This window comes from Jeotgalibacillus marinus, assembly GCF_040801915.1.
GTDB lineage: Bacteria > Bacillota > Bacilli > Bacillales > Jeotgalibacillaceae > Jeotgalibacillus > Jeotgalibacillus marinus.
Window position 1 is genome coordinate 1 of the sequence record NZ_JBFMIA010000008.1, and the last position, 26,524, is coordinate 26,524.

20 protein-coding genes and 3 pseudogenes are annotated in these 26,524 nt (G+C 32.7%); 20 read left to right on the top strand and 3 right to left on the bottom strand.

Features of this window, described 5'->3' with window-relative positions:
- Positions 1–1,186: 1,186 nt before the first annotated feature.
- The 5 genes and pseudogenes from AB1471_RS10100 (at position 1,187) to AB1471_RS10120 (ending at position 5,092) form a co-directional block, all read left to right on the top strand.
- Positions 1,187–1,507 (top strand): ParA family protein, encoded by a 321-nt coding sequence (locus AB1471_RS10100; RefSeq protein WP_367779643.1) that lies wholly within the window; start codon positions 1,187–1,189, stop codon positions 1,505–1,507.
- 105 nt (positions 1,508–1,612) lie between these two features.
- Positions 1,613–1,900: a ParA family protein gene (locus AB1471_RS10105; protein WP_367779644.1), complete on the top strand. Its 288-nt coding sequence runs from the start codon at positions 1,613–1,615 to the stop codon at positions 1,898–1,900.
- A gap of 442 nt (positions 1,901–2,342) precedes the next feature.
- Positions 2,343–2,435, top strand: a pseudogene (locus AB1471_RS10110) (IS6 family transposase); the annotation flags it as partial.
- A 330-nt stretch (positions 2,436–2,765) separates the two neighbouring features.
- Positions 2,766–3,131, top strand: a complete 366-nt coding sequence (locus AB1471_RS10115) for a toprim domain-containing protein (protein ID WP_367779645.1) — start codon at positions 2,766–2,768, stop codon at positions 3,129–3,131.
- Positions 3,132–3,580: 449 nt separating this feature from the next.
- Positions 3,581–5,092 carry a hypothetical protein gene (locus AB1471_RS10120; RefSeq protein WP_367779646.1) on the top strand — a complete coding sequence of 504 codons (1,512 nt, stop codon included), beginning with the start codon at positions 3,581–3,583 and terminating at the stop codon, positions 5,090–5,092.
- Between the two features lie 370 nt (positions 5,093–5,462).
- Here the strand turns inward: AB1471_RS10120 and AB1471_RS10125 are convergent.
- Positions 5,463–6,028 (bottom strand): annotated as a pseudogene (locus AB1471_RS10125) (IS66 family transposase); the annotation flags it as partial.
- A 2-nt stretch (positions 6,029–6,030) separates the two neighbouring features.
- On the opposite strand from AB1471_RS10125, the pseudogene AB1471_RS10130 reads away from it, so the two are divergent.
- From AB1471_RS10130 to AB1471_RS10155, 6 genes and pseudogenes are all read left to right on the top strand, one after another.
- Positions 6,031–6,534 (top strand): annotated as a pseudogene (locus AB1471_RS10130) (type I restriction endonuclease subunit R, EcoR124 family); the annotation flags it as partial.
- Between the two features lie 201 nt (positions 6,535–6,735).
- A complete protein-coding gene (locus tag AB1471_RS10135; RefSeq protein WP_367779647.1) occupies positions 6,736–8,892 on the top strand; it encodes a type IA DNA topoisomerase in 2,157 nt (718 codons plus the stop codon).
- A gap of 89 nt (positions 8,893–8,981) precedes the next feature.
- Complete coding sequence (locus tag AB1471_RS10140) at positions 8,982–10,334, top strand: tyrosine-type recombinase/integrase (protein ID WP_367779648.1); 1,353 nt, start codon at positions 8,982–8,984, stop codon at positions 10,332–10,334.
- On the top strand, positions 10,321–12,702 hold the full coding sequence (locus tag AB1471_RS10145; RefSeq protein ID WP_367779649.1) for a tyrosine-type recombinase/integrase: 2,382 nt from the start codon (positions 10,321–10,323) through the stop codon (positions 12,700–12,702). The genes AB1471_RS10140 and AB1471_RS10145 overlap by 14 nt, the downstream gene beginning before the upstream one ends.
- The gene (locus AB1471_RS10150) at positions 12,683–14,734 is read left to right on the top strand and encodes a hypothetical protein (RefSeq protein WP_367779650.1); all 2,052 of its coding nucleotides are present in this window, start codon (positions 12,683–12,685) and stop codon (positions 14,732–14,734) included. Before AB1471_RS10145 ends, AB1471_RS10150 begins: the two co-directional genes overlap by 20 nt.
- Positions 14,710–15,180: a hypothetical protein gene (locus AB1471_RS10155; protein ID WP_367779651.1), complete on the top strand. Its 471-nt coding sequence runs from the start codon at positions 14,710–14,712 to the stop codon at positions 15,178–15,180. The genes AB1471_RS10150 and AB1471_RS10155 overlap by 25 nt, the downstream gene beginning before the upstream one ends.
- 18 nt (positions 15,181–15,198) lie before the next feature.
- On the opposite strand, the gene AB1471_RS10160 is transcribed toward AB1471_RS10155, so the two are convergent.
- Entirely contained in the window at positions 15,199–15,732 is a 534-nt protein-coding gene (locus tag AB1471_RS10160) for a hypothetical protein (RefSeq protein WP_367779652.1), read from the bottom strand.
- 102 nt (positions 15,733–15,834) lie between these two features.
- On the opposite strand from AB1471_RS10160, the gene AB1471_RS10165 reads away from it, so the two are divergent.
- From AB1471_RS10165 to AB1471_RS10200, 8 genes are all read left to right on the top strand, one after another.
- On the top strand, positions 15,835–16,044 hold the full coding sequence (locus AB1471_RS10165; RefSeq protein WP_367779737.1) for a helix-turn-helix domain-containing protein: 210 nt from the start codon (positions 15,835–15,837) through the stop codon (positions 16,042–16,044).
- A 20-nt stretch (positions 16,045–16,064) separates the two neighbouring features.
- Entirely contained in the window at positions 16,065–17,651 is a 1,587-nt protein-coding gene (locus AB1471_RS10170) for a hypothetical protein (RefSeq protein WP_367779653.1), read from the top strand.
- A complete protein-coding gene (locus tag AB1471_RS10175) occupies positions 17,651–18,208 on the top strand; it encodes a hypothetical protein (protein ID WP_367779654.1) in 558 nt (185 codons plus the stop codon). Before AB1471_RS10170 ends, AB1471_RS10175 begins: the two co-directional genes overlap by 1 nt.
- A complete protein-coding gene (locus tag AB1471_RS10180; RefSeq protein ID WP_367779655.1) occupies positions 18,205–21,087 on the top strand; it encodes an AAA family ATPase in 2,883 nt (960 codons plus the stop codon). Before AB1471_RS10175 ends, AB1471_RS10180 begins: the two co-directional genes overlap by 4 nt.
- Positions 21,088–21,206: 119 nt before the next feature.
- Positions 21,207–23,021 (top strand): type IA DNA topoisomerase, encoded by a 1,815-nt coding sequence (locus AB1471_RS10185; RefSeq protein WP_367779738.1) that lies wholly within the window; start codon positions 21,207–21,209, stop codon positions 23,019–23,021.
- Between the two features lie 216 nt (positions 23,022–23,237).
- Positions 23,238–23,462, top strand: a complete 225-nt coding sequence (locus AB1471_RS10190) for a hypothetical protein (protein ID WP_367779656.1) — start codon at positions 23,238–23,240, stop codon at positions 23,460–23,462.
- A 437-nt stretch (positions 23,463–23,899) separates the two neighbouring features.
- Positions 23,900–24,001, top strand: a complete 102-nt coding sequence (locus tag AB1471_RS10195; RefSeq protein WP_367779739.1) for a DUF4937 domain-containing protein — start codon at positions 23,900–23,902, stop codon at positions 23,999–24,001.
- A gap of 114 nt (positions 24,002–24,115) precedes the next feature.
- A complete protein-coding gene (locus tag AB1471_RS10200) occupies positions 24,116–24,268 on the top strand; it encodes a hypothetical protein (RefSeq protein ID WP_367779657.1) in 153 nt (50 codons plus the stop codon).
- A 265-nt stretch (positions 24,269–24,533) separates the two neighbouring features.
- Here AB1471_RS10200 and AB1471_RS10205 read toward each other — a convergent pair whose 3' ends face one another.
- The gene (locus AB1471_RS10205) at positions 24,534–24,947 is read right to left on the bottom strand and encodes a PH domain-containing protein (RefSeq protein ID WP_367779658.1); all 414 of its coding nucleotides are present in this window, start codon (positions 24,945–24,947) and stop codon (positions 24,534–24,536) included.
- Between the two features lie 370 nt (positions 24,948–25,317).
- Here AB1471_RS10205 and AB1471_RS10210 point away from each other — a divergent pair, with 370 nt between their 5' ends.
- Positions 25,318–26,394, top strand: coding sequence for a hypothetical protein (locus tag AB1471_RS10210; RefSeq protein WP_367779659.1), 1,077 nt, complete (start codon positions 25,318–25,320; stop codon positions 26,392–26,394).
- Positions 26,395–26,524: the final 130 nt, after the last annotated feature.

Genomic DNA, 26,524 nt, shown 5'->3' on the forward strand with positions numbered 1-26,524 from the left:
AAAGAGACGTACTTCACATGCGAACATTGCGGTGCACAGACTACATGCTTTGTTAATGACAATATGCAAAAGGATATTCGTAGTTTAGTTGATAGAGACAAGAGACGAGACTTGCAGGCAGAGGTCAATGAACGAAAGGCTCATTTAAAGGTTGGGTTGAAAAAGCGTGGTTAAAATTATCAAAACATCACAACTTTTTTATAAACGGTACGACTTTCTTCTAAGCAATTAAACTTTGTTTTAATCCCACAGTTGGAAAAAGGGTAACCGTTTTAGAAGGGGAATTTTAAGAAACCGTTTGCTGTAGAAAGGTTTATGAAAACTTTTGATCAAACATTTTTATAAAAATTTTATAGTAATTCACAAGGAAAGCATCCATTTTGATCAATTTTTTTTCAAAATGGATGCTTTTCATTCGTAAAATAAGGGTTTTTAGAACGTTTTATATCAAACTTTATTCCAAACCAACACGAACTTTATTTTAAAGCTACAACTATTTCCAAGCGACTTCTTGTCGCACAAAAAATAGACCACCCTTGAGAACTAGCGTGAGTCGGTGAGTCTATCCTATGTGAATCGAGCCACCCCCTCATAGAGAGGTCAGTCTATAGAAAGGCTATAAGTACTGTCATTATATTTAGGTTACTTATTTACCACATATTTTATTATTAACACAATTCTCTGTCCAATGCTATGGTATACTCCATGCACTCATTTGAAGTGAGTGTATTATTTCAGGAAAAGGTAGGTAAAGCTCGCTGCAACCAGCTTTCGGTATAATTATAATCCATTGGTGAACCATCTGATGAACTTCTTGCAAAGCCATTCACTAATTTCCAATTCCAAACCATTTGCGTTACTTGACCACTCCATACTGCAGCTTTGACACTATCCTGAGCCCAATCAGGAACTAGCTCACTAAACTGAAAAATAGGTATGGTTCCTATATGCCATGAATACCTTGGGTTTGTTAGAGAACCCTCAATATAATCAATATATTCTCCCCTTTACTGTTTCACTAGGCGTTATCTGAGAGAGTCATTAGCATAAGCATTTTTCGGCAAAGTTTCTTCTAATTTTGGAAGGTCAATACCAATGCCTCCTAAGGCTTTGGCGTCCCCTCCGAATATTTGTCTTTTGCAATAGTGTGTGGTGTGTGTAGGCATCAGACTTAATAGAGCTAATGTTGAAATCAGTAAGGGTGTTTGTTCTAAATCGACTAGCAGTGGTATTACTTCCTTTTTTAAGTAAAGAAGAAAAAGTCTTAGCCATCGATATGGATGGACAGGGAAACTTAATAAGTTTGTTAACAGGTGAATATGACCTATGCAATGCGTTTGAGCAAAGAACCATTCTAGAAGCCATTATAGAAAAATATGCAAGATCATATATCATCAAAATCAAAGACAACTTAGACTTAATTCCATCAAACGACTTTCTTGCTACTTTGCCAAGACATATGTATGAAAAGGGACTAAAGCTGGACGCATTACAGAAATCATTATAGCCAGTGATGGACGATTATGATTGGATCATCATTGATACACCATCATCACTTTCAGAACAAACGATCATGCTTCTTAGTACATATTCAGCAGCAGGGAGTTAGGTAGTGATCATATTTGATGGTGCGATATTTTCCTATTATGCAATATCAAAGTTTTTAGAGATTATTGAAGAAACAAGAGATCGATATAACCCTACATTAAATATAGCTGGAATCTTGTTCTCTCTAATTGATTCAAGAGCGAAAGAAATTGAAATAATGGAAGAAGCAATCTATGAAGATCATCCTAACTTGAAGTTCAATACAGTTATAAAGAGAAAAGCTTCCACAAGACGCTTATCTATCACTGGGTTTGAAGGGGATTCGGAGTTAAAAATGCACGTTATGGCATGAGCATACAGTAGGAAGTACATTGATCAGCTCATTGGGTATGGAACAATCAGTAGGGCTTAGTGGAGGTTGCTTGAATATAAGCGACAGATTATCTGAGTCATTAAGTCAATCTTTTAATAGATCACTAACAATTACTGATACGTATAGCGAAAGTAGAAAGTTATAGCTTTGATGGTAATGGGCCCCCCTTTGTCGCAGGCGTTTATCAATTAGAAGCAACGTTTGAACCACATTTTGGAGACCGTATGTTAGATTGTGTAAGACCTCCCCATTAATTTTTGTTACTTTGCACATTCACTTGGTCTGCATGAGCAGTCATATTTCCAAAATCTTTAATAACTTTAGATATATCACCAATTAACACCCAAAAATAATTTTATATTTCTTATTCGTATCGTAAGTTGTTTTAGTTGGAATAAAGTTTGATTTAAAACGGTTCTGAATAAGATGGTACCTACTGTACAACTTAAGTTTTCGTGACCTGGTAGAAATAATGGAGGAACGAGATTTATCGATTGCTCATACCACCATTATGGAGGTCATTGAAAAAGTCCTTGCAACGTTAAAAGGGATCACTCGCTCGAATTTTCGAGCGGAGGATCCCTTTATTCATTGTATAATAAGGATATCAATTTGAAGTGGGTGATTTGTGATGGTGCCAAACCAACAATTTTTAAACTTGAATCCTTATTCATCGATTTATGATGTCGTTGTGCCAAAAGATAATATGCTTCGGAAGATCAACGATCTTTGCTGATTATTTTAAACTTACGAATGAAGACAAGATATTATTTGCTTGACTTTAAAAGAAGTCGAAGGTTAATTATATCAATTAAATTAAGGGTTGAAGGAGAGTGACCTTTATTTGGGACTTATATTAATTCTAGCTGAAAAACCTTCCCAAGCGAAAAGCTATGCGGAGGCGTTTTCGAAAGCAAAAAAACGAGATGGCTATTTTGAAATAGAAGACTCATTGTTTAATGGTAAAGCCGTTGTTACATGGGGCTTTGGTCATTTAGTGAGTTTAGAAGAGCCGGCTGCGTACAAACCTGAATGGAAAAAGTGGAAACTAGCCTCGCTTCCTATGATTCCTGATTCTTTTCGATTTACCGTTCCATATGATAAACGCAAGCAATTTGGGATCGTTAAACGGTTGCTTCAAAGTGCTAGTCAAATCGTTGTTGCAACAGATAGTGATCGCGAAGTTATCGACAGTTGTGAATATGTGTAAAAAGTGGTTATATATTTGTATTTAATATAGAGTTTTTATGCTGAAGAAGTAGATGCAGATATTTTTATCGTAAAACGAGGATTCTTTACGGAAGCACACAATAAAGTGATTGAAGAATTTGCAAATAGGTGGTTTGTTGTGGTTTTAAAACAAAGTTTGATAATTTATAAAAAAGTCTGATCATTTATAATAAAGTTCGATCAAAAACCCTGTGTTGAAATGCAGGATTTTTTCTTGTTCAGCAATCGAACCGGGTTCTGGAGTAAGCAAAATGAAACTAACGCTGCAGATTAGTGGAAAAATAGATTATTTTTCATTATGTGAAATGGTACAATTTATGTGAGAGGTGAGGTGTGAATGAGTCTTGTTTTTTTTGCTTTCATTCACATATCAATTGGATTAGGACTGTAAGAGGTTTTTTTATTCTTCAGAAAAAAGGATTGATAATAATGAAAGTTACAAAAAGTAAGTTTTCCTCAGAAGTAAAAAGGTATACAGAAATACTAGAAAGATATTTGACTGAGTACACAGGATATCAAATTAAATTAGAGAACCAAGTAAATGAAAAAGACGGAACTGTTGATGTGGATGTTGATGTTTACTCACCAATTAAATATCCTTACATGGAGAAGTTTATACTTAATGTACTTGAGCAGACAGTAACTTTTCTTGACAAAAGTATTAGTTTAAATGGAGAACTAGATTGGGAGCTATTTGAAAAAGTAAAAAGTAAGTTAACCTCATCATTCATTTTTGGACAAACAGAAGATGGTGAGAAAGAGTATAAAAGAATTCAATTTTTAAAAGATATGGTTAATATAGGTCATAGAACATATGAGGGATTTAATACTCGTATTGGAGTAATTTATGCACCAGTACAAAATATTAATGATATAGCGGATAAATATGATTTTAAAGTTATAGAATTTGATAATGAAATGCCTATTCTAGAGCTATTTGAAGGGGAAAAACCACTATTACGACTAGTTGAAGGTAATGTTTTGAATTTAATAGTAAATAGTAGTTTTAAAGTTTATGGTTTTGCAATAACCACTAAAGATAACTCAAGCTTATCTGAGACTATAATACAAGATTTTGAAAATGCAAGACTACTTAGAAGTATTCAAGCTACTAAGGAGGATATGGCTAGTACCTATGATTATTTAATTGAGAACGAGGTCTATAAAGAAGTAGACGAAGAGTTACAAGTAGGCTTAAAATACATGCTGGCTTTGATGAAAGAAACTGTTGAAGGTGCTTCTACTGAATTTGAAGGAACATCGCCGAATATTGTTTATTTTAAATTAAGTAAAGCAGAATTAAATGTATACAATGCTGAAGATTTTATTGTTTCTTTTAGCAAAGGAGAGTGGAAACTTAAAAATTATCACATTTTACAGTTTGTATTGATGCGTTATATGTTACATGGATCAAAATTGTATTTATTGGTAGAGGAGTCATTGGATAAAAGTAAATTACTTCATAATATTGTTAGCGGGACCAATATATTAATAAATACCTTGAAAAAATTATCATCAACAAATACAAGTTCCATTTTAATGATTTTACCTATTAAACCAGAGGAAATTGCATATAGCACTGCAATAACTATAGAAGAGGCGATGGAAAGTTTATCAAAGGCACCTTTGAAAAAACGTAATACTGAATATTTATATTTAAAAATAGTACAAGGAAATGGAGTGCATCTTAGCGTAACAGATGTAGGAGCATCATTTTTAAGTAATCTATGCTCAATAGATGGTGCACTCGTTTTAGATGATATGCTCAATATTTTAAGTTATGGAGAGATAATTGACACACCTTCTAATCCTTCAGAAGTATTCGGTACAGGAACAAATGCATGCAAAATTGCATCCGAAAATGGTAGTTTAGCAATCAAAGTTTCTGAAGATGGGGATATAAAGGTATATTTAAATGGCGAAATGATACTTACTATTTAAAGGGGAGAATAGATGTCCAAACGCAAACGTTCACTATCTACCGGTAAAAGCTCAAAGACGGTCGTGGACAAGGTTTAGGGGGGATTATAAGCTGTGAGATTCAACATGTACCTTCATTAGGTCGTGTTACACGTTTGAAGGGCATTAAAATTCCTCGCCAATTTGAATTCTTATCAGGTTTGGAACGAAACTACTATGGATTTGAAATAAAGTCGCACCGTTATAAAAAAGTTGCGATGTGTTTTAAAAAAAGTTTAACCGTTTTAGAAGGGGAATTTTGAAGAAAACGTTGCTGTAGAGTAAACGTCAAGCAACCCCAAAATAGACAACAAAAGTTGTTTATTTCGAGGTTACTTTTTGTTTGCTTCACTTTTTTTGGTACGCTGCATATTGACGGTAAATCTGTTGACCAAGGTAAGACTTTATCGATCTCCTCTTTATTCGTTGTATCCACATTGGGTAGCATTTCAAACAAATAGCGAAGATAGTGATAGGACTCAAACCGTTCTCTTTTGCGGTTTCAACCACACTATACATGATGGCACTCCCCTGAGCACCTCGCGGTGTATTTGAGAACATCCAATTTTTTCTCCCAATTACAAACGGTTTAATGGAACGTTCACTTTGGTTGTTATCGATTTCTAAATGACCGTCTAATAAGAACGCTTCAAGATGATTCCATTGATTCAAACAATACGTGATGGCTTTTCCTAGCGCGCTTTTGGGTAGAACGCGATCTTTCTGTTCATAAAGCCATGCTGAAAAAAGGTCCAGAATGGGCCTGCTTTTTTCCAGTCGTTCTTCATATCGTTCTTCATATCGTTCGGTCGGGCTGACATGTTTGAGCTTCCTCTCAATGGAATAGAGTTGATTACAGAAGCGTAACCCTTCGCTCGCTTTCACCTTTTTCCATTTCTTTGAATCAGGCAAAGCCTTTTGACATTGAATTCTATGGAGAAAATGCGATTATGATCTATGATATTGACTCAACCTATATTGACCGATTATTAGAAACGTACTCAGCCAATAATCAGAATATCCGTGACGAGATCGAAACAGCACTTCAAAAGCTGAAAAAATCCGAAATTGTTAAAGACGTATACCAGACGTATACCGTGCGATTTTAAACGCTTTTGATACCAAAGAAATAGATTCAGTGGAAGATATTCTTGTAGTGAAACGACGCTTCTTCACGGAATCCTATAATAAAGCGATTGAAGAATTTGAGAATACTTGGTTTGTGGATGAAGGGGGGCTGCATTCATCTGCTATTCAAAGAGCCTATTCCGAATATCAGGAGAATTATCGACAGCAAGCAATTTGATAAGTATAAAGCCGTACATTCGGAAGCAAAACCGTTGAAATATGGACCGGAGATGAAGCGTCAGTGGAGAAAGACATTAGATGAAGTCATTATACTTTTGGATGACGAGTTGAGATAAATTAATTTTGAAATTAATATTCCTTAAAACTTCGGATGACTGGCTAAATTCATCTGAAGTATTTAATCAAAGAAAGAATGAGCTAGAATTGTTCATTCTTTCTTTTTATATCTTTATAGATTAGTGAAACTAACAGTGGGATTATTAACAGGATTCACCTTTATACCATATAATATAGAGGACAGAGGAGGTTAATTAAACATGGGAAACGTAGTAATTTTAGCAGAAAAACCTTCACAGGCCAAGGCTTATGCAGATGCTTTTTCTGTCAAAAAACATCACAAAACACACATTGAACTGAATCGATGCAAGACGTTTCCTACTGGTGCAATCATTACGTGGGGAATTGGACATTTAGTAGAGTTGAAAGAGCCAAAGGAATACCGGAAAGAATGGTCATCCTGGAATTTGTCGTCTTTACCGATTTTGCCAAAAAGCTATGAGTATAAAGTGTCTTACGGCAAGAGAGAGCAGTTCAACTTTATTAAACAACTTTTCAATGATTCTACCATTAGAACCATAGTGAACGGATGTGATTCGGACCGCGAAGGATCCAATATTTTTTACTCAATTTACTACATGTCTGGAACAAAGAATAAGGAAATAAAACGATTATGGATCAATTCATTAGAGGTTGATGAAATAAGAAAAGGATTTAATAACCTTCAAGATAACAAAAAGGACTTATTGCTTTATTACGAAGCAAAAACACGACAAATAAGTGACTGGCTTGTTGGGATGAACGGAAGCCGATTATTTACTCTTCTCTTACAACAAAAGGGGTTTAATGAAAGTCTTTCGATTGGACGAGTACAATCTCCCACGGTGTATCTTATTTACCAACATCAAAAAGAAATAGAACGATTTGTTACTAAACCTTTCTATGAAATTGAAGGAAGCTTTACTGCTAAGAATGGCACGTATAAAGGAAAGGCAAAAATTAAGAGTGAAAAAATAGAAGAAGTTCAATCCCTAATGAATCAGCATAATATATTAGAGCAAAATGAAGGCTTCATAAAATCAATTAGGAAAAGAGAAAAGCATGTTAAACCGCCCAAATTGTATGCACTTTCTACCCTACAGGGTGTTGCAAATAAAAAATGGAAATATAGCCCTGCTAATGTACTAAAGACTGTACAAGGCCTATATGAAAAGAAGTTGGTTACTTATCCACGAACCGATACGCAAGTTATTACGACTAATGAATTTGCCTATCTTAGCGAAAATGTGGAACGTTATCAAGATATTGCAGGTGTTTCATTCCCAATAAATTCAAAAAGAGCTAATAAGCGATATGTAGATAACTCTAAGGTTCAGGAGCACTATGCAATTATACCAACAAAGACGATTCCGACTGTTAAAAAGATACAAGGTTTGTCTAACCAAGAACGAAATTTATATTTTGAAATTTTAAAAACAACTCTAGCTATGTTTCATGCGAATTATATTTACGAGGAAACAAAGGTCATTACTGATGTAAATAAACTTGATTTTGAATCTACTGGAAAAACAGAAATTAGCAAAGGATGGAAAGAACTATTTTCATACGCACAGAAGGAGACAGTTAAGAGAAAAAAGGAAGATATTCAAGTTATACCTATTGTTGATGAGAATGAAAAAGTATCAGGATCTATACAAATGACTAAAGGTATGACAAAACCTCCTAAGCCTTACACTGAGGGTCAATTAATTAACATGATGAAAACATGTGGTAAAGATATAGAGGATGAAGAAGAAATGGAAATCTTAAAAGAAGTTGAAGGTTTAGGTACTGAAGCAACCCGAAGTGGTATTATTGAAACAATAAAAAGGCATGGCTATATCAATATTAATAAAAATATTGTTAGTGTAACGAAAAAAGGCGAAATCCTCTGTCAATCCATACAAGGCAATCTTCTTTCCAGTCCCTCGATGACTGCAAAATGGGAAGCATACTTAAAAAAAATAGGAAATGGAGAAGGAACATCTAATCACTTTATTTCTAGCATTGCAAGATTCATAGAAAAAATAATCCAAGATGCTCCACAACAATTGAAATTTAAAGAATTAGAGCAAAGTATAGCAATAACACAAAAGAATAATACAATCGCAGCTTGTCCTACTTGTAATAAAGGAAAAATTATTCAAAGAAAGACGTATTATCGTTGTTCAGAACATGGAAACGGCTGTAAGCAAACATTTCCAGGACAATTATTGGGCAAGAATCTAACAGAAAAAAATATTAAAGATTTATGTACTAAAGGGAAGACTAGTATGATTAAAGGAATGAAATCTAAATCAGGAAAACGATTTAATGCTTTTCTGAAATTGGAAGATAAAAAAATCACCTTTGAATTTGCTAATAGTAATAAGAAGTAATCTGTGTTAACTATAAGCGTCTTGCTATGAAAAAAATATATTATGGATGACATTGCTACTGTTTATGTGAATGGAGAGTGGGTGCATTAATGAAAAAAATTGTAGAATCTAAAAACCCTTCATTAACGACTTATTTAGTGACCTTAAATAGTGAAAATAGTAGGTTAGTTAGCCTGCAAATAATAACAAAAATCCGTAATTCAAATAAGTATTTGCTGTTAATAAATACTAACGGAGAAACTAACCAAGACGTATTTTATTTTATAAATTACATTTGCCAATATGATACATTTAATTCTAGATTACAATCGATTCAAGCACTGAAATTATTGTATTCATTTTCAGAAATAGTAGTTAAGAATATATCACAATTTACTCATAAGGATTTTGCTGATCTTTCCAGATTCATTTTAGGACAAAGCGTTAATGGTTCGCAGGAGACATGGAAATTGGAAATAAGTAGGTCAATTAATACACATAATGTTTATATGGCTACAATAAGAAAATATTACAGACATTTAGATCTCACAGACAAGAGTATATTTGATTCTACAGTAGTGGGTATTGGTAAGAGTACTATTGGTCTTCTAGGTCACACCAAAAAAAGAAAAGAAGTTAAGTATAACTCCAGCATTTCCAAAATTGAAAATAAGAAAGTACCAAAGTTCATAACACTTGAAGAATATAAGGGAATAAAACTGAATTTAGAGTCTGATCCAACTTTATTGAACCTAAGGAATGAAGTAATAATCGATCTTATGTATCTAAAAGGACTTCGTTTAGGTGAGGTTCTTGGTCTAACTTTAGAAGACATAAAGAAACATGCTGATAATGAAAACGCTGGTGTGATTTTCATTCGGAACAGATTGAGCGATAAAAGCTATCAGTATGCAAAAAACTGTATTCATCCACAAAGTAGAAATGACTACGAGACTGCAATTTATAAGGAACGTGGGGTACAACAGATTGTAATACCCGAAGGGCTAAAGAATAAAATTGATAATTACATTTTAAAAAGTCGAGATTTATTTTCTGTGTCTGATAGGGTATTAAGCAATATGTTGCAAAAGTCGCAAGCAGATTCTCTCGATTCAGCGGAAAAGAATTATTATTTATTTTTAAGCAAAAACGGGTCACCATTAACATCCTCAGGATGGAACTATTGGTTAAGAGGCTTTTTTAATGAATTAAAGATATATACAGATAAAACATCTAAAAAAACAAATCTTAGCCATAGATTTAGACATGGTTACGCTATGTACCTTATAAACGAATTAAACTTAACGCTGGAAGAGGTATGTCGCTATATGAGGCATAGGTCAATTACTTCAACCTATGTCTATTATAACCCGACTGAAGAAGAAATAATGGATGCCACTCTTATGATGGAAAAACAGATGAATCAAACCTTAAAAGGGGCGGGGAACATTGAGGAAAATTGATGTTTTTTTTGATGAAATTCAAGTTCTAATAAAACAAACAAAGTGTGAGATTCTTCGGGAAGAACTTGCCTTATTTTTTCAAAAGCATAAACATGGTTTTTCTAGGGATATAGGTGGAAGTCATATAGCATTTTACTTTTTAACTATTAATTTAAAGAATGTCAGCATTCAAGAAATTAATTGGGAAACCTGTGTTAAATTACATAATTTAGTAATGTATGAAGAATTAATAAAAAACAAAAGCGTACTTCCAAGTTCGTTGAAAAGAGTAATAACACAGTTTCACAAGGTTTACAAAGCAAAAGGGTTGTCAAATGGATTATTTTCATATCAAGTGTTTTTAAACGATTTTTATCGAGAACTTTACAAGCATTTAAAGCATAAGTCTAGGAATATACAAAATATTGAACTTTATGAAATGAACCTAGTGTCCCATTATTATCAACAAGTTAAAGAAAGGTTTATTGATTATAAAGATGAAGATCTCTTTTCGGCATTAATAAATTATCCGTTGGATTGTGATTATACAAAGTTAATTACAATAACTGTTAAAAAGGGAAGTAGAAATTATTGGTTAAACACTAATTCTGCATTTATAAGAACATGGGTTGAAAATTACCTTTTTAATTATGCGATAAAATACCTCGATCCAGTATTGTTTAGGTTAGTAGGATATTTCTTTACAGATAGCGTGAACAAATACATATGTCAGGTAAATAGTTCTCGAACAGTTGATAATGCCTTTTTAATTCATCAGATTGAGTATTTCAAAAAAATACCAGGAGAAATAATTCAAAGAATTAGTCCAAATAAACCAAATGCGTTATTTAATCAACTGGTAATTTTGTATAGGTCGTTATTGGACACTATAAATATTGAACAAGAGGAAATTGGCTTATCAAGAGAATATATAAGTTTGTTAAAGTATGAGGAAGCCACCACTGCCATCAAAGGAGATTACAGGCCAATTTATTTTAACCCATATGAATCAGTACCAAAGTTTAAAAAAATTGTCTTTTTAGCCAATGAGTACACTAGAAACGGCGCAAATTCACGGAATTTCGATCTTACTTTTTTAGACCTAAGCAATTTTCCAGAGCAGATTAGAAATGATATTCTTGAATTTATTTGGTATGGAGCAGGCACGTTTTATCAAAAGAAAAAGCAAAATTATATAATTAAAGATTTTTATAACTATATAGAGAAAAATTATGGTAAGGCTGGACAGAGATTTGAAGTAAAGAACGGAATAAATCATAAGACTCTTTTTAAATATCGTCAAAAATTGGAGTTCAAATACACCAATACAGCGACTTTGAAAGGCGCATTAAAAACTATTAGAAGCATCCTGAAATATCATGGGGGCAAATATGGTGTTTCCAGCAGCATGCTAAAAGTGTTGAACTTAAATAAACTAGAGAAAATAAATGGTGGAACCCCAATTACAGATAATGATTTAAAAGTGATATACAATGAATTTAAAAAGGGAAGTGACAAAAACAAACTTAGCCTATTAGTTTTCGAAATATTTATTCTTACTAATTTGAGGATCGGTGAGATACTTAATTTAGAAAGAAATTGTATAGAATATAAAGATCCTGCGGGTAAGGCTAATATCAGATATTTATCTAAAACCAGTAATCGTGAATATATAAATCAATTAGTATCTGAAAAAGTCACTTACTTATTAGAGGAGGCAATCCGGCATACAGATTTAACTGCAACCTGTAATTCTAGTCTATCAAAATATATATTTATAGAACCAACGCAGAGAAAAATAAACCACAAATTAAAAATTGTAAACTTTGCATATGTTTTCAAAAATGTTTTAGCAAAAATAGAGGATAAACTAGAAAATAAACGTTACACTGCGAACAATTTAAGGCATACTTACATTAACAATGTATATGAGCAAGGAACGAAGCTAGATTATTCGTTACCAAAACTAGCAGCAATAACGAATAATGGATATAAAACAGCAAAAATGTATTATAGGAAATATAACGAGATCGAGTTGTATGTAGAAGCCTTATCGGGTGTGACACTTACCAACGTTGATATAAATGGTGAGATTAGGAATGAAAGCAAAACCGAATCCAAAAATAATGTGAAAAATAATCTGGGGCAATGCAAAGAAAGTTCATGTGTATTCGAAGCAATGGAATGCTTGATATGTCCGCATTTCGTGACATTTACAAATCGGATACCAAAATTTGAAAGCAAGATCAAGGAACTGAATAATACAATTAAAAGTACCTCTAATCCATTAATCATTGATGAAGCTGTTTCCCAAAAAAAGCTGCTATCGCAATACTTGAAGAAAATGATAGCCCTTGAGGAGAATAAAAATGGAGCAAGTAAAATTTGATAATAGCTATAGTGAAGATGAGGGCTTTTTTGATTTTTTTCTGAACGAAGAAATTCAAGAAATGCAGGTTTCAAAATTCAATATGTTTAAGGATCAAACTTGGGATTTTAGTTATTTAGACTATGAAGAAAGGGCCTCAAAAAATAGTCTGATAAAATTTCAAGGAATTCCAAAGGAATTCATCTTTTATATTAAAACGCACGCATTAAAACAAATCAAAATAGACGGAAAAGCATTTAGTACTATTAACAAAAATATTGATATACTAAAAACTATAAGTAAGGAATTCATTAATCGAGGGCTTGATAGTATATTTAAAGTTTCTATATATAAAATCGAAAAATATCTCAACGATAAGGAAAAGAAATGCTCATTTCTATATCTTGAAAGGTTGACCAATACTCTGAAATTATTTATACATCACGTTGGGGAAATTGAAGATATCGATTTTGATAAAATGGCTGACTTTTTAAATAAAAGACAATTAAAATACTCCAAACATGGAAGTAAAACTGCTGTCAATGATTACATTCCTGATGCGTTTTGTAATCAATTGGTATCTTGTGCAATAAAGGATTCTGAAAACACTGATTTAGACCTAGACGAAAGAATTGTAGCATGTTTAATTATCATATTGGCTGAAACAGGTATGCGAGCAGAGGAAATAAGTCAATTAAAAACAAACCAACTTAGTACTTATAAAATTAATAATGAGAAACAAGTATATTATTTGCATTTTAAAACCTTTAAAACTATAAGGGGGAATGGTTCCGAGTTAACATGTTGTTACATGACACCAATTGCAGCTAAGTCCTATAAATTGGCAGAGATCCTTGTTGAACAAGCTATTAATGGTTTGAGTAAATTTGTGTTAATGAAAAGAATCTATGAACTAATAACTAATCAACCAAATTCAAAGATAAGGCATATGGGTTTTTCGCATAGGGCTATCATTAATCAACTAACGGATGAACAGTTCAACGTCTATAAGAATAAGTTAAGGGAATATCTTTTTATAAATAGCAAGACAGGTAAAAGAAGGGTGGGTACTGCACCACTAACAGAAAACTACCAAAAATTCATAATCCGAAATTACCCCCAGTTGAGTAGTGTTTATTTAAATAGCGATGAAAGTAAAGGTCTAAATTATCTGCAAATTACAAGTAAGGCTAAGTACGAAAAAATGTATAACGTTGAGTATAGAAATGCATATACCTTTGAAGAAACCAGGAAAATCAAGTATCCATACGTTAACTTTCATCGATTTAGAACAACAGTATGCACGAAGTTATTTATGCAAAAAGTTCATATCGATTTCAAAATAAAACATATGAATCATATTTCTGATGATATGACAAACTATTATAATAAAAGCTTTCAATTAGAGAATAAGCTCGAGAAAAGTATTGAACATATTAAAGGATTAATTGATGAGCAAGGATTGCTAATTACGGATAAAAATGAAGTCTCCCAGGCATATATAAAAAATGAATTAGATCTAAAATCATCTGTAAAAAAGATTGAAAAGATCAACGATTTTTTGATAAAGAATAATTTAAATATCAAGAAGGATGTAAAAGAGGTCCTAAATATCCTGGAGAAAACAAACTCTTCAGGGATAGAAAATGAATTTGGTATGTGTTTAAGAAGTATAATTCATAGTGTGTGTGAACGGAGGAAGTATTTTCATACCTTCGATGATAACTATAACTTGGAAATTAACTTGGATTCTTATAAATTCCTTAATTTTGAGTACGAAAGATTTAAACAAAAATTAGAGGTAGTGCATTATAACAGGCGGCTTGCTGAAGAACAACCTGAGTATTCTGTTGAACTTGATAGGGAAATAAAAGCATTGAATAAATTTACAAATGATGTATTAATAAGGCAGTTGGAGTCATTAAATAATGATGTAGATATAAAAGGTGAAAATGTGATAATTGAAGAATACTCTAATTTAAAAGAGATAGTAATTAACAGAAGAGAGATACTAACAGAGGTGATAACGTGGAAAAAGTCATTAAGAGAATAAATGACATATTGGTTCAGAATGAATTGCCATCAACTAGTGAAATTCCGGAAAAAACACTGCAAAGATTAATAAATTTCGAAGAATTTTCTTATAACGTTGAAAAGTTAAATGCAGATAGTATAGAGAGAATCAAAAAAAGAAAAATGACAAAAGTTTCAATATCCAATGCTCCCGAGTTGAATATTTCCAGGAAAACACTTTACAACGATAAAATTCTGCTGAAGTATGTTGAAGCAAAAATTGAGAAACAAGATGATCATTTCAATGAATTGAAGATTAAAAAGTTAAAAGATCAATATCATGAACTTAAATTACAATATGATAAAATAACTGACCACTTATTAGATAACAGCATACTTCAGGCAGAAATCTTGCAGTACAAAGAAAGAATAGACGAATTAATTCTGGATAAAAACAGACTACATATGATATTGCAAAAGCAATGACAATCAAGGTCGATAACTTTACAAATCAATATTTACCAAACTATGAAAAGTTTGCTCGAAATCCTTCTTATGAACATTGTCTGGATACAATGTAAAGAGGACTTGTAATGCGCCTGTCAATTTATAAGCGTGGAGCAACTTCTCTTGTTCTTTAGATACCTTTAAATCTTGCATAGTAATTAAAAGATTCTTTAATGCGATTAAAATTTCATCTTCCTGTAATTTTGAAATGTTTTTCCCTAGCTTTGTTAGCTTTTGGTAATCAGAGATTCGGGATTTAGGAATAAGTTTTAAATTGCTATCAAGAATCTTTTTTAAATAATGATAAAAATATTGATGTTTCTCTTGTTTCTTAACACCTGTAATTACATACGAACAAAATTCAGCATCATCAAACTCATAAAGAGAATCGTATTCTATGTAAGTTTCTTCTATTTCGTTTAATAGTAATTTATTAAGATAAAGATGGATATGAGAATTTCTTATGAAATAGTCTTTTAATATATTTGGAATTTCAGCCTCTTCAAGCTGATTTTTCACTTCTTTATCCATGATGAGTCCTCCTGTAGATGCTACTTATAGTCTGTCGATTTATAGTCATCATATTATCAGAATTATGGTATGAAGACTAATAAAAAGCAAAAACAAATCTTAATGACAATCGGGCATAATATTAGGCATTACAGAGTTAAAAAGGGGTGGTCCCAGGAGGAACTAGCATTTGAATGTGAATTGCATAGAACGTATATAGGCGCGATAGAGAGAGGGGAGAGAAATATTACAGTGCTGAATTTAATTAAGATCAAGGACAAATTGGAGGTTAGTTTAGGAGAGCTTTATCCAGAGAGCTTTAATAGATTCTAACAATTTGCGAGGGGGATATTATGTTAACAAATGAGGTTCAAAAATTAGATTTAAAGGCTGGTGGCTCTTTATTATCAAAATGGTTGAATCATGCAAGAAAAGGAGAAGAAGACATCTTATTTATTATTGGTGCAGGATTATCGATGACTGGATATAATGTTGCCCCATCAGGATGGGATGTTAGTAATATGTATGAGAATTATTTAAGAGCACAAGGAGAGGTTATCCCTGGATCTATATCTGGAGATATTGCGAAATTGTATGAATACTTTTGTTATCCTACGATAGATGGTGAGAGGCAATTTTCAATGGACCAACATAATAACTTTATTAAATGTATAACGACAAATAGAGGTCAGCACCGGTTTATTGGACAACCTAATTTTCAGCATCGATCACTTATTAACGAGGTTATTGAATCGAAGGGAAGAGTAAGAGTATATTCTTTAAATTTAGATGCGTATTTTGAAGTAGCTGAATCTATTTCAGATGATTTGGAAAGTGACATAGTAATAAATGTTTCCGACTTATTAGATAAGTCAAATAAAGAGAATATTTTTAGGGAATGGCGTATTTTAGCTGCTCACGGAAAAAATAACATTAACACAAGATCTGTTTGGTCAGAAAGTTTACTAACTAGGCCTTTGTCAAATGACTTTCCGGAATATCTAGAAGGGGAAAAGAAACTACTCGAAAAATCTTTGAATTGTATTAAAAATGGACCAAACTTTAATAAAGTTGTTTTTGTTGGTTTAGCAGCGCCTTTAACTTATTTAATGACTTCCCTAAAAAATAAAGTGAAAGATAACTTTGAATGGGCATGGATCAATCCATATGATTCACCTAAAGAGTGGGTATATAAAGATACTGAAAAATTATTTAATAATGAAAATGGATATTGGTTAAAGAACAGTTTAGATGACTTATTATGGTTTGCCCAAGCGGAATTTTATGAACGTTGGCTAAGTGTGTCCTGTAGTATAAATCAAGATAAAATACCTCTTTTAGATAAATATAAGTCAGACGATTTAAAGCCAACTTTCGTGGAAAGTATCTATAGAGCTAGGCGTATTTATGATGTAGGGATTGAAAAGTTTTTAACAGCACATTCGAACTTTGAATCAATAAAGGTGCTTAATAAAAATAATCATATATACAAATACCCAGGGCTAGATGGTAATTATAAATTTTACGATTCTAATTTAGGCTTTGCGTTACATAAGCTTTATATTAAAAATATCGAATTAATTCAAAATTCAAATGAATACGCACCAAACCTGACAGTTGCAGGTAGACAATTTGATGCAAATCCAATATCAGCTCACATTTTCAAATTTGATCCAACAGTCCCTGAGGATAAAGTAGCTAATGGTATAGCTATAACCTTTGACGGTGTTATAATTCAGCCAACTCATCGTCATATTATAGTTATTGACGTCAAATATGATCAATTTATAAATAATTTAATTAAAGCGATTTTCGAAGCGGTAAAGGAAAGATTCCCAAATGAGTATATGTATATTGATGTTGTTAAGGTTGAGGAGTTAGAAGAATTTCTTAACGATCAAAATTTCACAAAACCACCTGTGAGAGCGAGGCGACCATAATGGTTAAAGAGGATAAGTACGAAGACTTTCCAAGTGAATTATATAAAGGTATAAAAAAACAATTTAACTTGGTATCAAATGATTCAAATTATCATTCTAAATTGCCCAGTGAAATAGAATACATAAAACCAGATACAAATACTTATGAGTATGGTCACCCTATCGATTGGTTTTTTTATGGAAAAATAGGAGTACACGGATTCATTATTGGTATTATAACTTCTGAAAATGAAGCTTATGATGATATGAGTGAAAGTAATTATTATCCCCCAATAATTACTCAAACACTTGCTTCTATTAGTCCAGAGTATAGTTATTCTCAACTTGCAATAGTTCTAGTAAAGGGAAAAATTAGCTCTGAAGTTGACACTTGGCTTAAAAATTGGAGAGATGATAATCGTTATTTTAGAAAAGTTTTAGTAGGTTTATCAGAAGAAATGAGCATAAACAACATTGTAGAAAAAGTGGTGAATACCTGTTTTAACCCTTGGTACTCTATTAAATTAACCAGGAACGATAATGGAATAGTTAATTTGTTTGAGGAGGATGAAAATTGAAAAGATACAGGATTAATAAACTAGATATAAAAGGATTTCGAATTTATTCTCGTAAGCAGTCGATTAATTTTTTTGAAAATTTAACTGTTGTATATGGTAGAAATGGTAGGGGGAAAACTACACTACAAGATGCGGTGGGGTGGCTTTTTAACAATAATATAGCTAGGTACATATCCTATAAAGGAGAATGGAATAGGGCAAAGAATACTCACATTAGATCATTAATCAATCCAGATATAGAAACTCAAATAACCGGATATTTCAAAGAAGTATCGAGTCCGGGTAGCGAAATACAAAAAATAACAAGAAATGAAACTGAAATTTATGATCCTGGCGGACTAATTGATTCGTTTTTTGATAGTTCTGGACAAAGAGATGATTTATTGTGGGCCCACTCACTTTCCCAAGCAAAATTACAGGAGCTAGCTGTAGCAAATGGCAGGGACAGGTTGGAAAATCTAGCACCTCTTTTAGATTTAACAGAGGTAAACAATAAAGTGAAAGAATTGGATGAGCTACTTAAAATTAATAGAGACAAATTAATAAAACTTGAGAAAAAGCAAAGTGAAATAAGTGAAAAAGATCAAACCGGACTTTTAGAAAACTTTAGAACAAAGATAATAGAGCTAGAGAAGACTTTGAATCCTATCATAACCCTACCTTCAAAACCTGAAAATAATTTTTCCGTTTTGTCAGAGGTAGAAGAATGGAAGAGTTGGCTAAAGGGTGTTCTCAATACTGTTACTGAGAAAAGGGGAATAATAAATAGACTTATAAGTCAAAGACAAGAAAATAACATAAATACGAGTTATAAAAAACAGGAGAATGAATTTATAAAATCAGTTGAAGAACTTGAGAGGGAATTAAAACAAGTTTCACAACAAGAAGAAGATAGGAAAAAAAAGGTAGATCAATTAGAGAACAACCTAAAAATTATAGATGAAGAGATTAAATTCATAACAACTCTTTTTGGAAAGATCGATATAAAAAGAAATAATAAAGAAGAAATTAATAAAACAATCGAAAAGTTGGAATTAAAAATTCTAAATCATCCTGAAATTTTTCGTGAAATAGAAACTAAAAAAACAGAAATGAATAAAATACTAGAGAAGAGTAAGGGAATTAAAGAAAAATTGAATAAACTTAATGGTCATAGAAGAGATATTGAAAAATCTTACTCTGAATTTATTGAAAACAATGAAAATATTAAAAGGCACAAAATAAAAATAGATGAAACTAAAAAGTGGTTAAATGAAAATTCCGATGAAAATAATAAAGAACTTCGTAATATACTGGAAAGTGAATTAGCTGGATTTGATGACAGATTTAATAATATTTATGAAGAACAAAAAAAAATAGAGGAATCTTTCGATGTACTTGCCACGGATATTTCAAATGAACACTGTCCTTTATGTGGAGTAGATCATCCATCAGAGCAGCAGTTAATGGCATCTATAAAGAAGCAAAAAGGAAGAACTATACATAGGTTATTTGAGTTGAATAGTAAATTCACATCGCTTAAAAACAAAATGAGAGAAATGAAACAATTAACAGTATTAAGAGAAGAAAAAGAAAAAAAATTAAGAGAGTCGGAAAATGCAGTAAAAGGTATAGAAGCAGAGAATGAAAGTTTGAAAGACTTTTTAAAGCCCATGCTGGATTTTTATAAAATAGAAGAAGTTGAAGTTTTAAGCGAAAAATTATTTTTAAATTTACTGAGATTTAATGAATCAATTGAAGTGGAATTAAAAAGTGCGTACGGTGATATGGAAAAAAAGTATGAAAAAATAAAAGATAAAAATGATGCTCAAATTGAGTTGATTAACTCGGAAAAAGAATTGTATGACACAAGGGTTAAAGAAAGTAATTATCTTACAAAACAAATAGAAAAAATGGAAAGTGACATTTTGAATGAGATAGTACATTACGGATATAAAGAAAAGCTAACCGAAAGTAATGTAATAAATTTTTCAAATGAAGTAAAAGTTAATTTTAAATCTCAATTACAACAAGAATTAGAATCAAATAAATTCTTGATTGAAAGTAAAAAAATTAAGAATGAGTTATATTATAACTACGTCCAACAGCAAGACGTATTACTTAGTGCTTTAACGAGTTTTAAGGAATTGGAAGTTTTCTTAGGCTCTATTGAAGAAAGTATTGAATTATTAGGTATTAAAGATGACTTAAGTCAAAAAATCACAAGTGTTAAAAGGGAAATCGAGACTTTAACTGAAAATAAAAAGTGTCAAAGAGAAATTCAAAGGAAAGAAACTAATAAAGAAATTGGTAAAATGGCTACTAGAATTTCGACTATATTTGAAATTCTTACAGATACATCTCCATGGAAAACTATAATGTCTGATGCAGTTGTACCAGGCCTAAGAGAAAGAACGAACTTGATATTCCGACCAATACCACATAAATTTAAAAACGATTTGGAGAGCTATATCGAAAATACCAATTCAAATAGTACGTTTGCGTTTAGTGGTGGACAGCTTTCATTATTAGGTTTATCCATTTTCTTATCACAAGTAGCTGATGAATATTCTATAGCGAATAAAAACAAGGAAATCTTAGATACTATTATTTTAGATGATCCAATTCAGATGCTAGATACTTTAAGAGACGATGCTTTAATATCTTTGATTTGTGATATTGCACAAGAAAAGCAAGTTATTATTTCTACCAGCGATATTAACTTTGCGAATAAGTTGATTTTAGCTAGTAGGCCTTTATGGGAATTTGACAAAGATAGTTGTGGAATTTTACATTTTGATAGACTTGAAGAAGAAGGACCTATTATTAGCGAATATTTACCCGAAAAATGGATTACTGATCAAAGAATATACTATCCTAAAATAAAAGCTGCAAGATAATAACGTGTTATTATAAGAAATTTGTAACTCAATAGTGTGTAAAAACAAAATAAGATAGATATAGTTGTAAAGCCTATTAAATAGCAATCCCTTGACTTTACACAAGTTATTAACTTGCTATAAGAGAAGGTGAAAACATTGCACGGTCGATTATTGCGCAAGCAGGCATGGCGCATAAACCTACGCTGCGACTCTGGATCAATTCACTAGAAAAAGATGTGATTCGTCAAGGGTTTGGGTCATTAAGACAAGGCGAAGACTTTCTTCCTCTTTACAAAGAAGCACAAACACGTCAAATCAGTGATTGGCTTGTTGGAATGAATTTATCAAGGCTTTATACATTACTGCTTCAACAAAAAGGTGTGGATGGACCATTTAGTGTGGGACGAGTTCAAACACCGACCTTGTATATGATTTGGCAGCGACACCATGAAATTGAAACCTTTAAGCCAGAGCCGTTTTTTGATTTAATAGCAACGGTTCAAACACCACAAGGAAACTTTAAAGCGAAGAACGATCAACGATTTAAGACAAATGAAGAAGCGCTTGAGATGATGGAGAAACATTCCATTCCATTAAATGAGCCTACACGAAGCGAAATAATAAAAGCTGAAAAAAAGAAGAAAAAGACACAAGCTCCAAGTTTACATAGTCTATCTTCTCTACAAGCTAATTTGAATAGACGCTTTAAATACAGTCCGTCAGTCGTGTTAAAAACGGTTCAAGATTTATATGAGAAAAAGACCGTTTCGTATCCTAGGACAGATTGTACCTTTATCACAAACAATGAGTTTTCTTATTTGAAAAAGCAGCTAGATAAAATGAAGACGAGTGCAGGAGTAAACTTTGACACTCATTATCAAGGGCCTCGTCCAAAATATGTTCAAGATAGCAAAGTGCAAGAGCATTATGCGTTAATTCCTACAAAAAAAGTGCTAACAAGCCAACAAATATCAGCGCTTCAGCCGAAAGAACGCAATGTTTATCTGGAAATCTTGCGCAGTGTGCTAGCGATGTTTCATGATGACTACCACTATGAAGAAACGAAAATTGAAGTGTCTGTTCATGACTTGATTTTTAAAACAAGTGGCAAAGTGGAAGTGAAAAAAGGGTGGAAAGAACTTTTTGGTGCGGAAAAAGTATCAAAAGAAAAAGAAGAAACAACGTTGCCACAAGTGACGAAAGGGCAACAAGTAGAATCAGTCGTTTTACCGAAAGAAGGCGTGACAAAGCCACCTAAGTCTTATACAGAAGGTAACTTAATTACGATGATGAAAACAGCGGGTAAGACGGTTGAGGATGAAAAAGCACAAGCGATTCTAAAGGAAACCGAAGGAATTGGCACAGAAGCAACACGTGCTGCGATCATTGAAACGTTGAAAAACCAAAAATATATAATGATTACAAAAAACATCGTGAGCGTAACCCAAAAAGGAATCACGCTTTGTCATGTGATTGAAGGGACACTTTTAAGTAGTCCTGAAATGACAGCAAAATGGGAAGCGTATTTAAAGAAAATCGGGCGACAAGAAGGAAATCAACGAGCTTTTGTCCAAAATATCCAGAAATTTATTCACCATTTAATAGCAACAGCTCCTGATAAAATTAATGCCACACCACTTGAAAAATCAGAACCAGCTGATCGTGCGTCAGTAGCAATTGTTGCGGCATGTCCAACGTGCAAAACAGGTTCTATAAGAGACAGAGGGAAATTTTACGGTTGTTCAGAATATGCATCAGGATGCAAGCAAACCTTTCCGAAAACGTTTTTAAGTAAGCGTTTGTCACCAACACAAATTAAAGCATTGTGTGAAAAAGGGAAGACCTTGAACATTAAAGGATTTAAAAGCAAAAAAGGCAATAAATTTAGTGCCATATTGCTTTTTAAAGACGGGAAAATTGAAATGGAATTTGCTTCAGCGGCTAAAAAATAAAGGAAGCCATAGGCCTCATACTAGCGCAGGGCACTGAAAAAGGGGAGTGATTTCAAAAAAATCATGCCCCTTTTTCAGTGCCCATTTCAATAGTTGTTAGAACAGGTCGCGATTGGTATTTTTCAGATGAACTATAAGCGTTCGAACAGGTAGTTTTTTATTATCCAAAAAATGATATTTGCATATGATGAAATGAATTAAGGAGGTAATCGACCCATGAAACATTGGAGACAAATGCCTACAGATCAATTAAATACGATTCAGTCTGCACAGCAGAATTTCTTAATGCACTCTGCACTAGATATGCATTATGAACGCTTAAAAATGGCATATGCAAATAACCACTCAGAATACTACCGATACGCTGAATTACAGTATTACCACAAATCGAGAGCCTTCCATTTTAAAAGCTATTTCTCAGCGGAATCTTTAATACAATAACTCCTAAATCGAAATTTTCCTTAATAATGTCTTGGTTAAAGGAGGCCTCCTTTAACCAAGACAGCGATCATTTTAAATGTGCTTCATGGTCAATGTGGACTCCAGTCTCTTATTGAAAGTGACCAACGTTCTGAATGCTCCTAGTTTCGCTTTCTCATAAACTTTTTTTCGATTTTTAAGGATATCGATCTAGCAACATGTATGGCATTGATCTGTGTTCCACTATCTTGTTCATCGTTGTACCAATCCTCAAACTTCACCGCTTAAGCTCCACCTAAAGTCGTACATACATTCCTTCATTTAGCGGATTCAATTCTTTTGGTAAAAATCTATTATAAATATATAGAATGAAATCCAGCTTTAAGTACACTGAGTTTTTTTCTTTCAAAAATAAGTAATATGCTTATTTCAAAAGTTGCCTTTCTTGAATAAAATGAATTGTTTGTGATGTTCCTGAAGATAAAAAAGAACAGTTTTCCGATACACAAGAGAAATGGAAACCACTAAATACTATTGATGGCTTTTATAGGTCACATTGAGGTTTGGGAAATAAATACACCCACTAAAGCTTGTGTTATCTCTTTTTGAAAGGATCATTGCGCGTTGTATGCAGATGCAGTGGAATAAGCAATATTTAAAAGGAGATGAAAAGAATGAATGAATATCTATTAGAAGTTATTCGTGAAGAACGTAAACGAGTAATACATGATGTGAATCAAAATGCATGGAAATATCATCAAGATTCACATGTCAGATTTAGAGATAAAATTAGAGCCATTAAGCAACGTATAAAAGGTATTATTTAAAGAAAAGTCATTTGTGAACCACCAATTCTCCAGTACAAAGCTTTCAATGGTCAAGGATGTTTGATAATTGATCGATCAACTACGATCATGGTTGGACACTTTCATGGGCTAGTTACCATGTATTAAAGAAAATCGGACGGCAAGAAGTGAAGTCTCTCATTAGAAAGCAACATGTCATTATCGAAAACGAATTGAGAGAAAGGCAGCCAAATTGCTGACGTTTGACAAACTTATCAAGTCATTCTCGTTGTCTCCACACACGAAATTATTGGGTTAAAGTTTTGTTTTTTAATGCAGGACATCTACGTTCGAGTTCGGATTTAAATTCTTCTTTTCTTACTGGTGAAACGATGGAAACCCCCATAACTCCTGAATCATGTAAAATTTCTAAACGATCGAGTGATAGAGCAGGGCCCGACGTAACACTCCTCGTATCGCGATAACTTTGTATTTTTTCATAGGGAATTTTTGATCTGAATGGGCCAAATCGTATAACCAATTCATCCTTCGTGAATAAGTAACCAGTAGTAAACCATATCCATACGAGAAAAGCCGAAACAATCGTTGTAATAATGATGCCTGGTACACTAGGCTCAATGACAGATAGTAAGATTGTTCCTCCCATTAAAAAACAAATGAGCACGGTTAACCACCAGTCTTTCTTACTAGGAAAATACATGAGATCAGCCCCTTTTTTAACTATTATATACTCTTATTGAGGGGCGACTCAGTAGAATGTTTTTTCTAAAGCATCAATTTGTAACTGCAATGATTGATCTTGTGTGGAAACGCGAGCGTAACCGTTTTTAGCCGTTTTTGTTCTCTAAGTCTATCAAACATTTTGTGCTTGATTTTAATATACTTTGAATTTTATACAAGTGTATGTACTTTTACGAGTGGCTTTTTCAATAGGTTTTCATGATCTGTTTAAAAGTTTATAAAATGGTCGTTTTGTGTACCTTTTATAGAATAATTATTCGTATTGTTGAAAATTTTCTAAAAATAAATAATAATATAATTTGTACTATAAAAATAAAGGAGGTTAACAAATGAAAAAAGTACTAGTAGTTATTGCAACAATGTTCTTATTAACTATCATTCTTTCATCTGAAAACGTTTCAGCGTGGAATGGTGAAATACGTGAGGAATTAAGGTACTTAAATACAGTTGAGACTGATCCTGACCCTATATATTCAAGAGGATATAATCCTGCGGTAACTGTATTAGTTAATGGCCTTGTTGTAGCAATTAAAGATTATCAAGGTAAACTTTCTTATCAAGTTGGTGAAGAAAAAGATGGGGTGATGTATTGGACGTATCCAGAAGAATACGATACTGGGAAGAACGCAAGTATAACAACTTGGCAGAGTTATCAGGTGATGGAAATACATGAGGGTGAAAGTGTTTTTGATTCAAATGTTTATTATAATTTAGGAAGATATACTGATAATGGTTCAATTGATTGGTATAGTGTAGGGAATGTATATTCAACTGATGCATATCATCCTACCATTACTGCTCTTTACGGAGCGCAATTTGTCGTTTCTCATCAAAACTTATTTAATAATCTATACAACGGTGTCGCTTTTTATGACAGTGTTGAAACTAGGGATATAAAATGGGTTCAACAAGGAAATAGATACGATACAGGAAGGACCCCATCTCTAACTGCAATAACTCCCGAATTTGAATCACCATGGATTGTAAAAACGCATGTATTAGAAATGCATCAAAGCCACGCAAACAACGGTCTCTGGTATAGAATAGCAAATATACCGATTAAGGATGGCATTGAAGAATGGGGTCCTAGTGTGAAATTTGATAATGGTCATGATCCTGTAGCTGTTCAACTTAATAATGGTCATATTCTAACAATGTTTGAAGGTGCTAGTGGGAACAATCCTACCTGGAATAGAATAGGTAAAGTAGTAGATGACAAGATTGAATGGACGACAAACACATATACAGAATTTAACGGAACTAAAAATGATGTTGTTCAACTTGGTAGCGCCTATGTTCCAAATGATTTTATACTTAATGTACGTCAAAGTCCTGATGATAATGTACTTTTATATACTTTAGGAAAATGGAATGAAGGATCAAAAAGAATTGAATGGCAGAATTAATAAGAACTTATATAATTGGTGGCCAGAGAATTTAGGGCATAATTAATAGATAACGGTACAGCTATCCTATGTAGGGACGGTTGTACCGTTTTTATTATGAATAGTTGTACCATTTTTACCCCTTTGGATA

What these genes read in the sequence shown, in the direction of transcription:
- AB1471_RS10120 (WP_367779646.1), top strand. Translation starts at nt 3,581, where the DNA reads ATGAAAGTTACAAAAAGTAAGTTTTCCTCAGAAGTAAAAAGGTATACA.
- AB1471_RS10165 (WP_367779737.1), top strand. Translation starts at nt 15,835, where the DNA reads ATGACAATCGGGCATAATATTAGGCATTACAGAGTTAAAAAGGGGTGG.
- AB1471_RS10210 (WP_367779659.1), top strand. Translation starts at nt 25,318, where the DNA reads ATGAAAAAAGTACTAGTAGTTATTGCAACAATGTTCTTATTAACTATC.
- AB1471_RS10140 (WP_367779648.1), top strand. Translation starts at nt 8,982, where the DNA reads ATGAAAAAAATTGTAGAATCTAAAAACCCTTCATTAACGACTTATTTA.
- AB1471_RS10135 (WP_367779647.1), top strand. Translation starts at nt 6,736, where the DNA reads ATGGGAAACGTAGTAATTTTAGCAGAAAAACCTTCACAGGCCAAGGCT.
- AB1471_RS10170 (WP_367779653.1), top strand. Translation starts at nt 16,065, where the DNA reads ATGTTAACAAATGAGGTTCAAAAATTAGATTTAAAGGCTGGTGGCTCT.
- AB1471_RS10200 (WP_367779657.1), top strand. Translation starts at nt 24,116, where the DNA reads ATGAATGAATATCTATTAGAAGTTATTCGTGAAGAACGTAAACGAGTA.
- AB1471_RS10150 (WP_367779650.1), top strand. Translation starts at nt 12,683, where the DNA reads ATGGAGCAAGTAAAATTTGATAATAGCTATAGTGAAGATGAGGGCTTT.
- AB1471_RS10190 (WP_367779656.1), top strand. Translation starts at nt 23,238, where the DNA reads ATGAAACATTGGAGACAAATGCCTACAGATCAATTAAATACGATTCAG.
- AB1471_RS10205 (WP_367779658.1), bottom strand. Translation starts at nt 24,947, where the DNA reads ATGTATTTTCCTAGTAAGAAAGACTGGTGGTTAACCGTGCTCATTTGT.
- AB1471_RS10160 (WP_367779652.1), bottom strand. Translation starts at nt 15,732, where the DNA reads ATGGATAAAGAAGTGAAAAATCAGCTTGAAGAGGCTGAAATTCCAAAT.
- AB1471_RS10175 (WP_367779654.1), top strand. Translation starts at nt 17,651, where the DNA reads ATGGTTAAAGAGGATAAGTACGAAGACTTTCCAAGTGAATTATATAAA.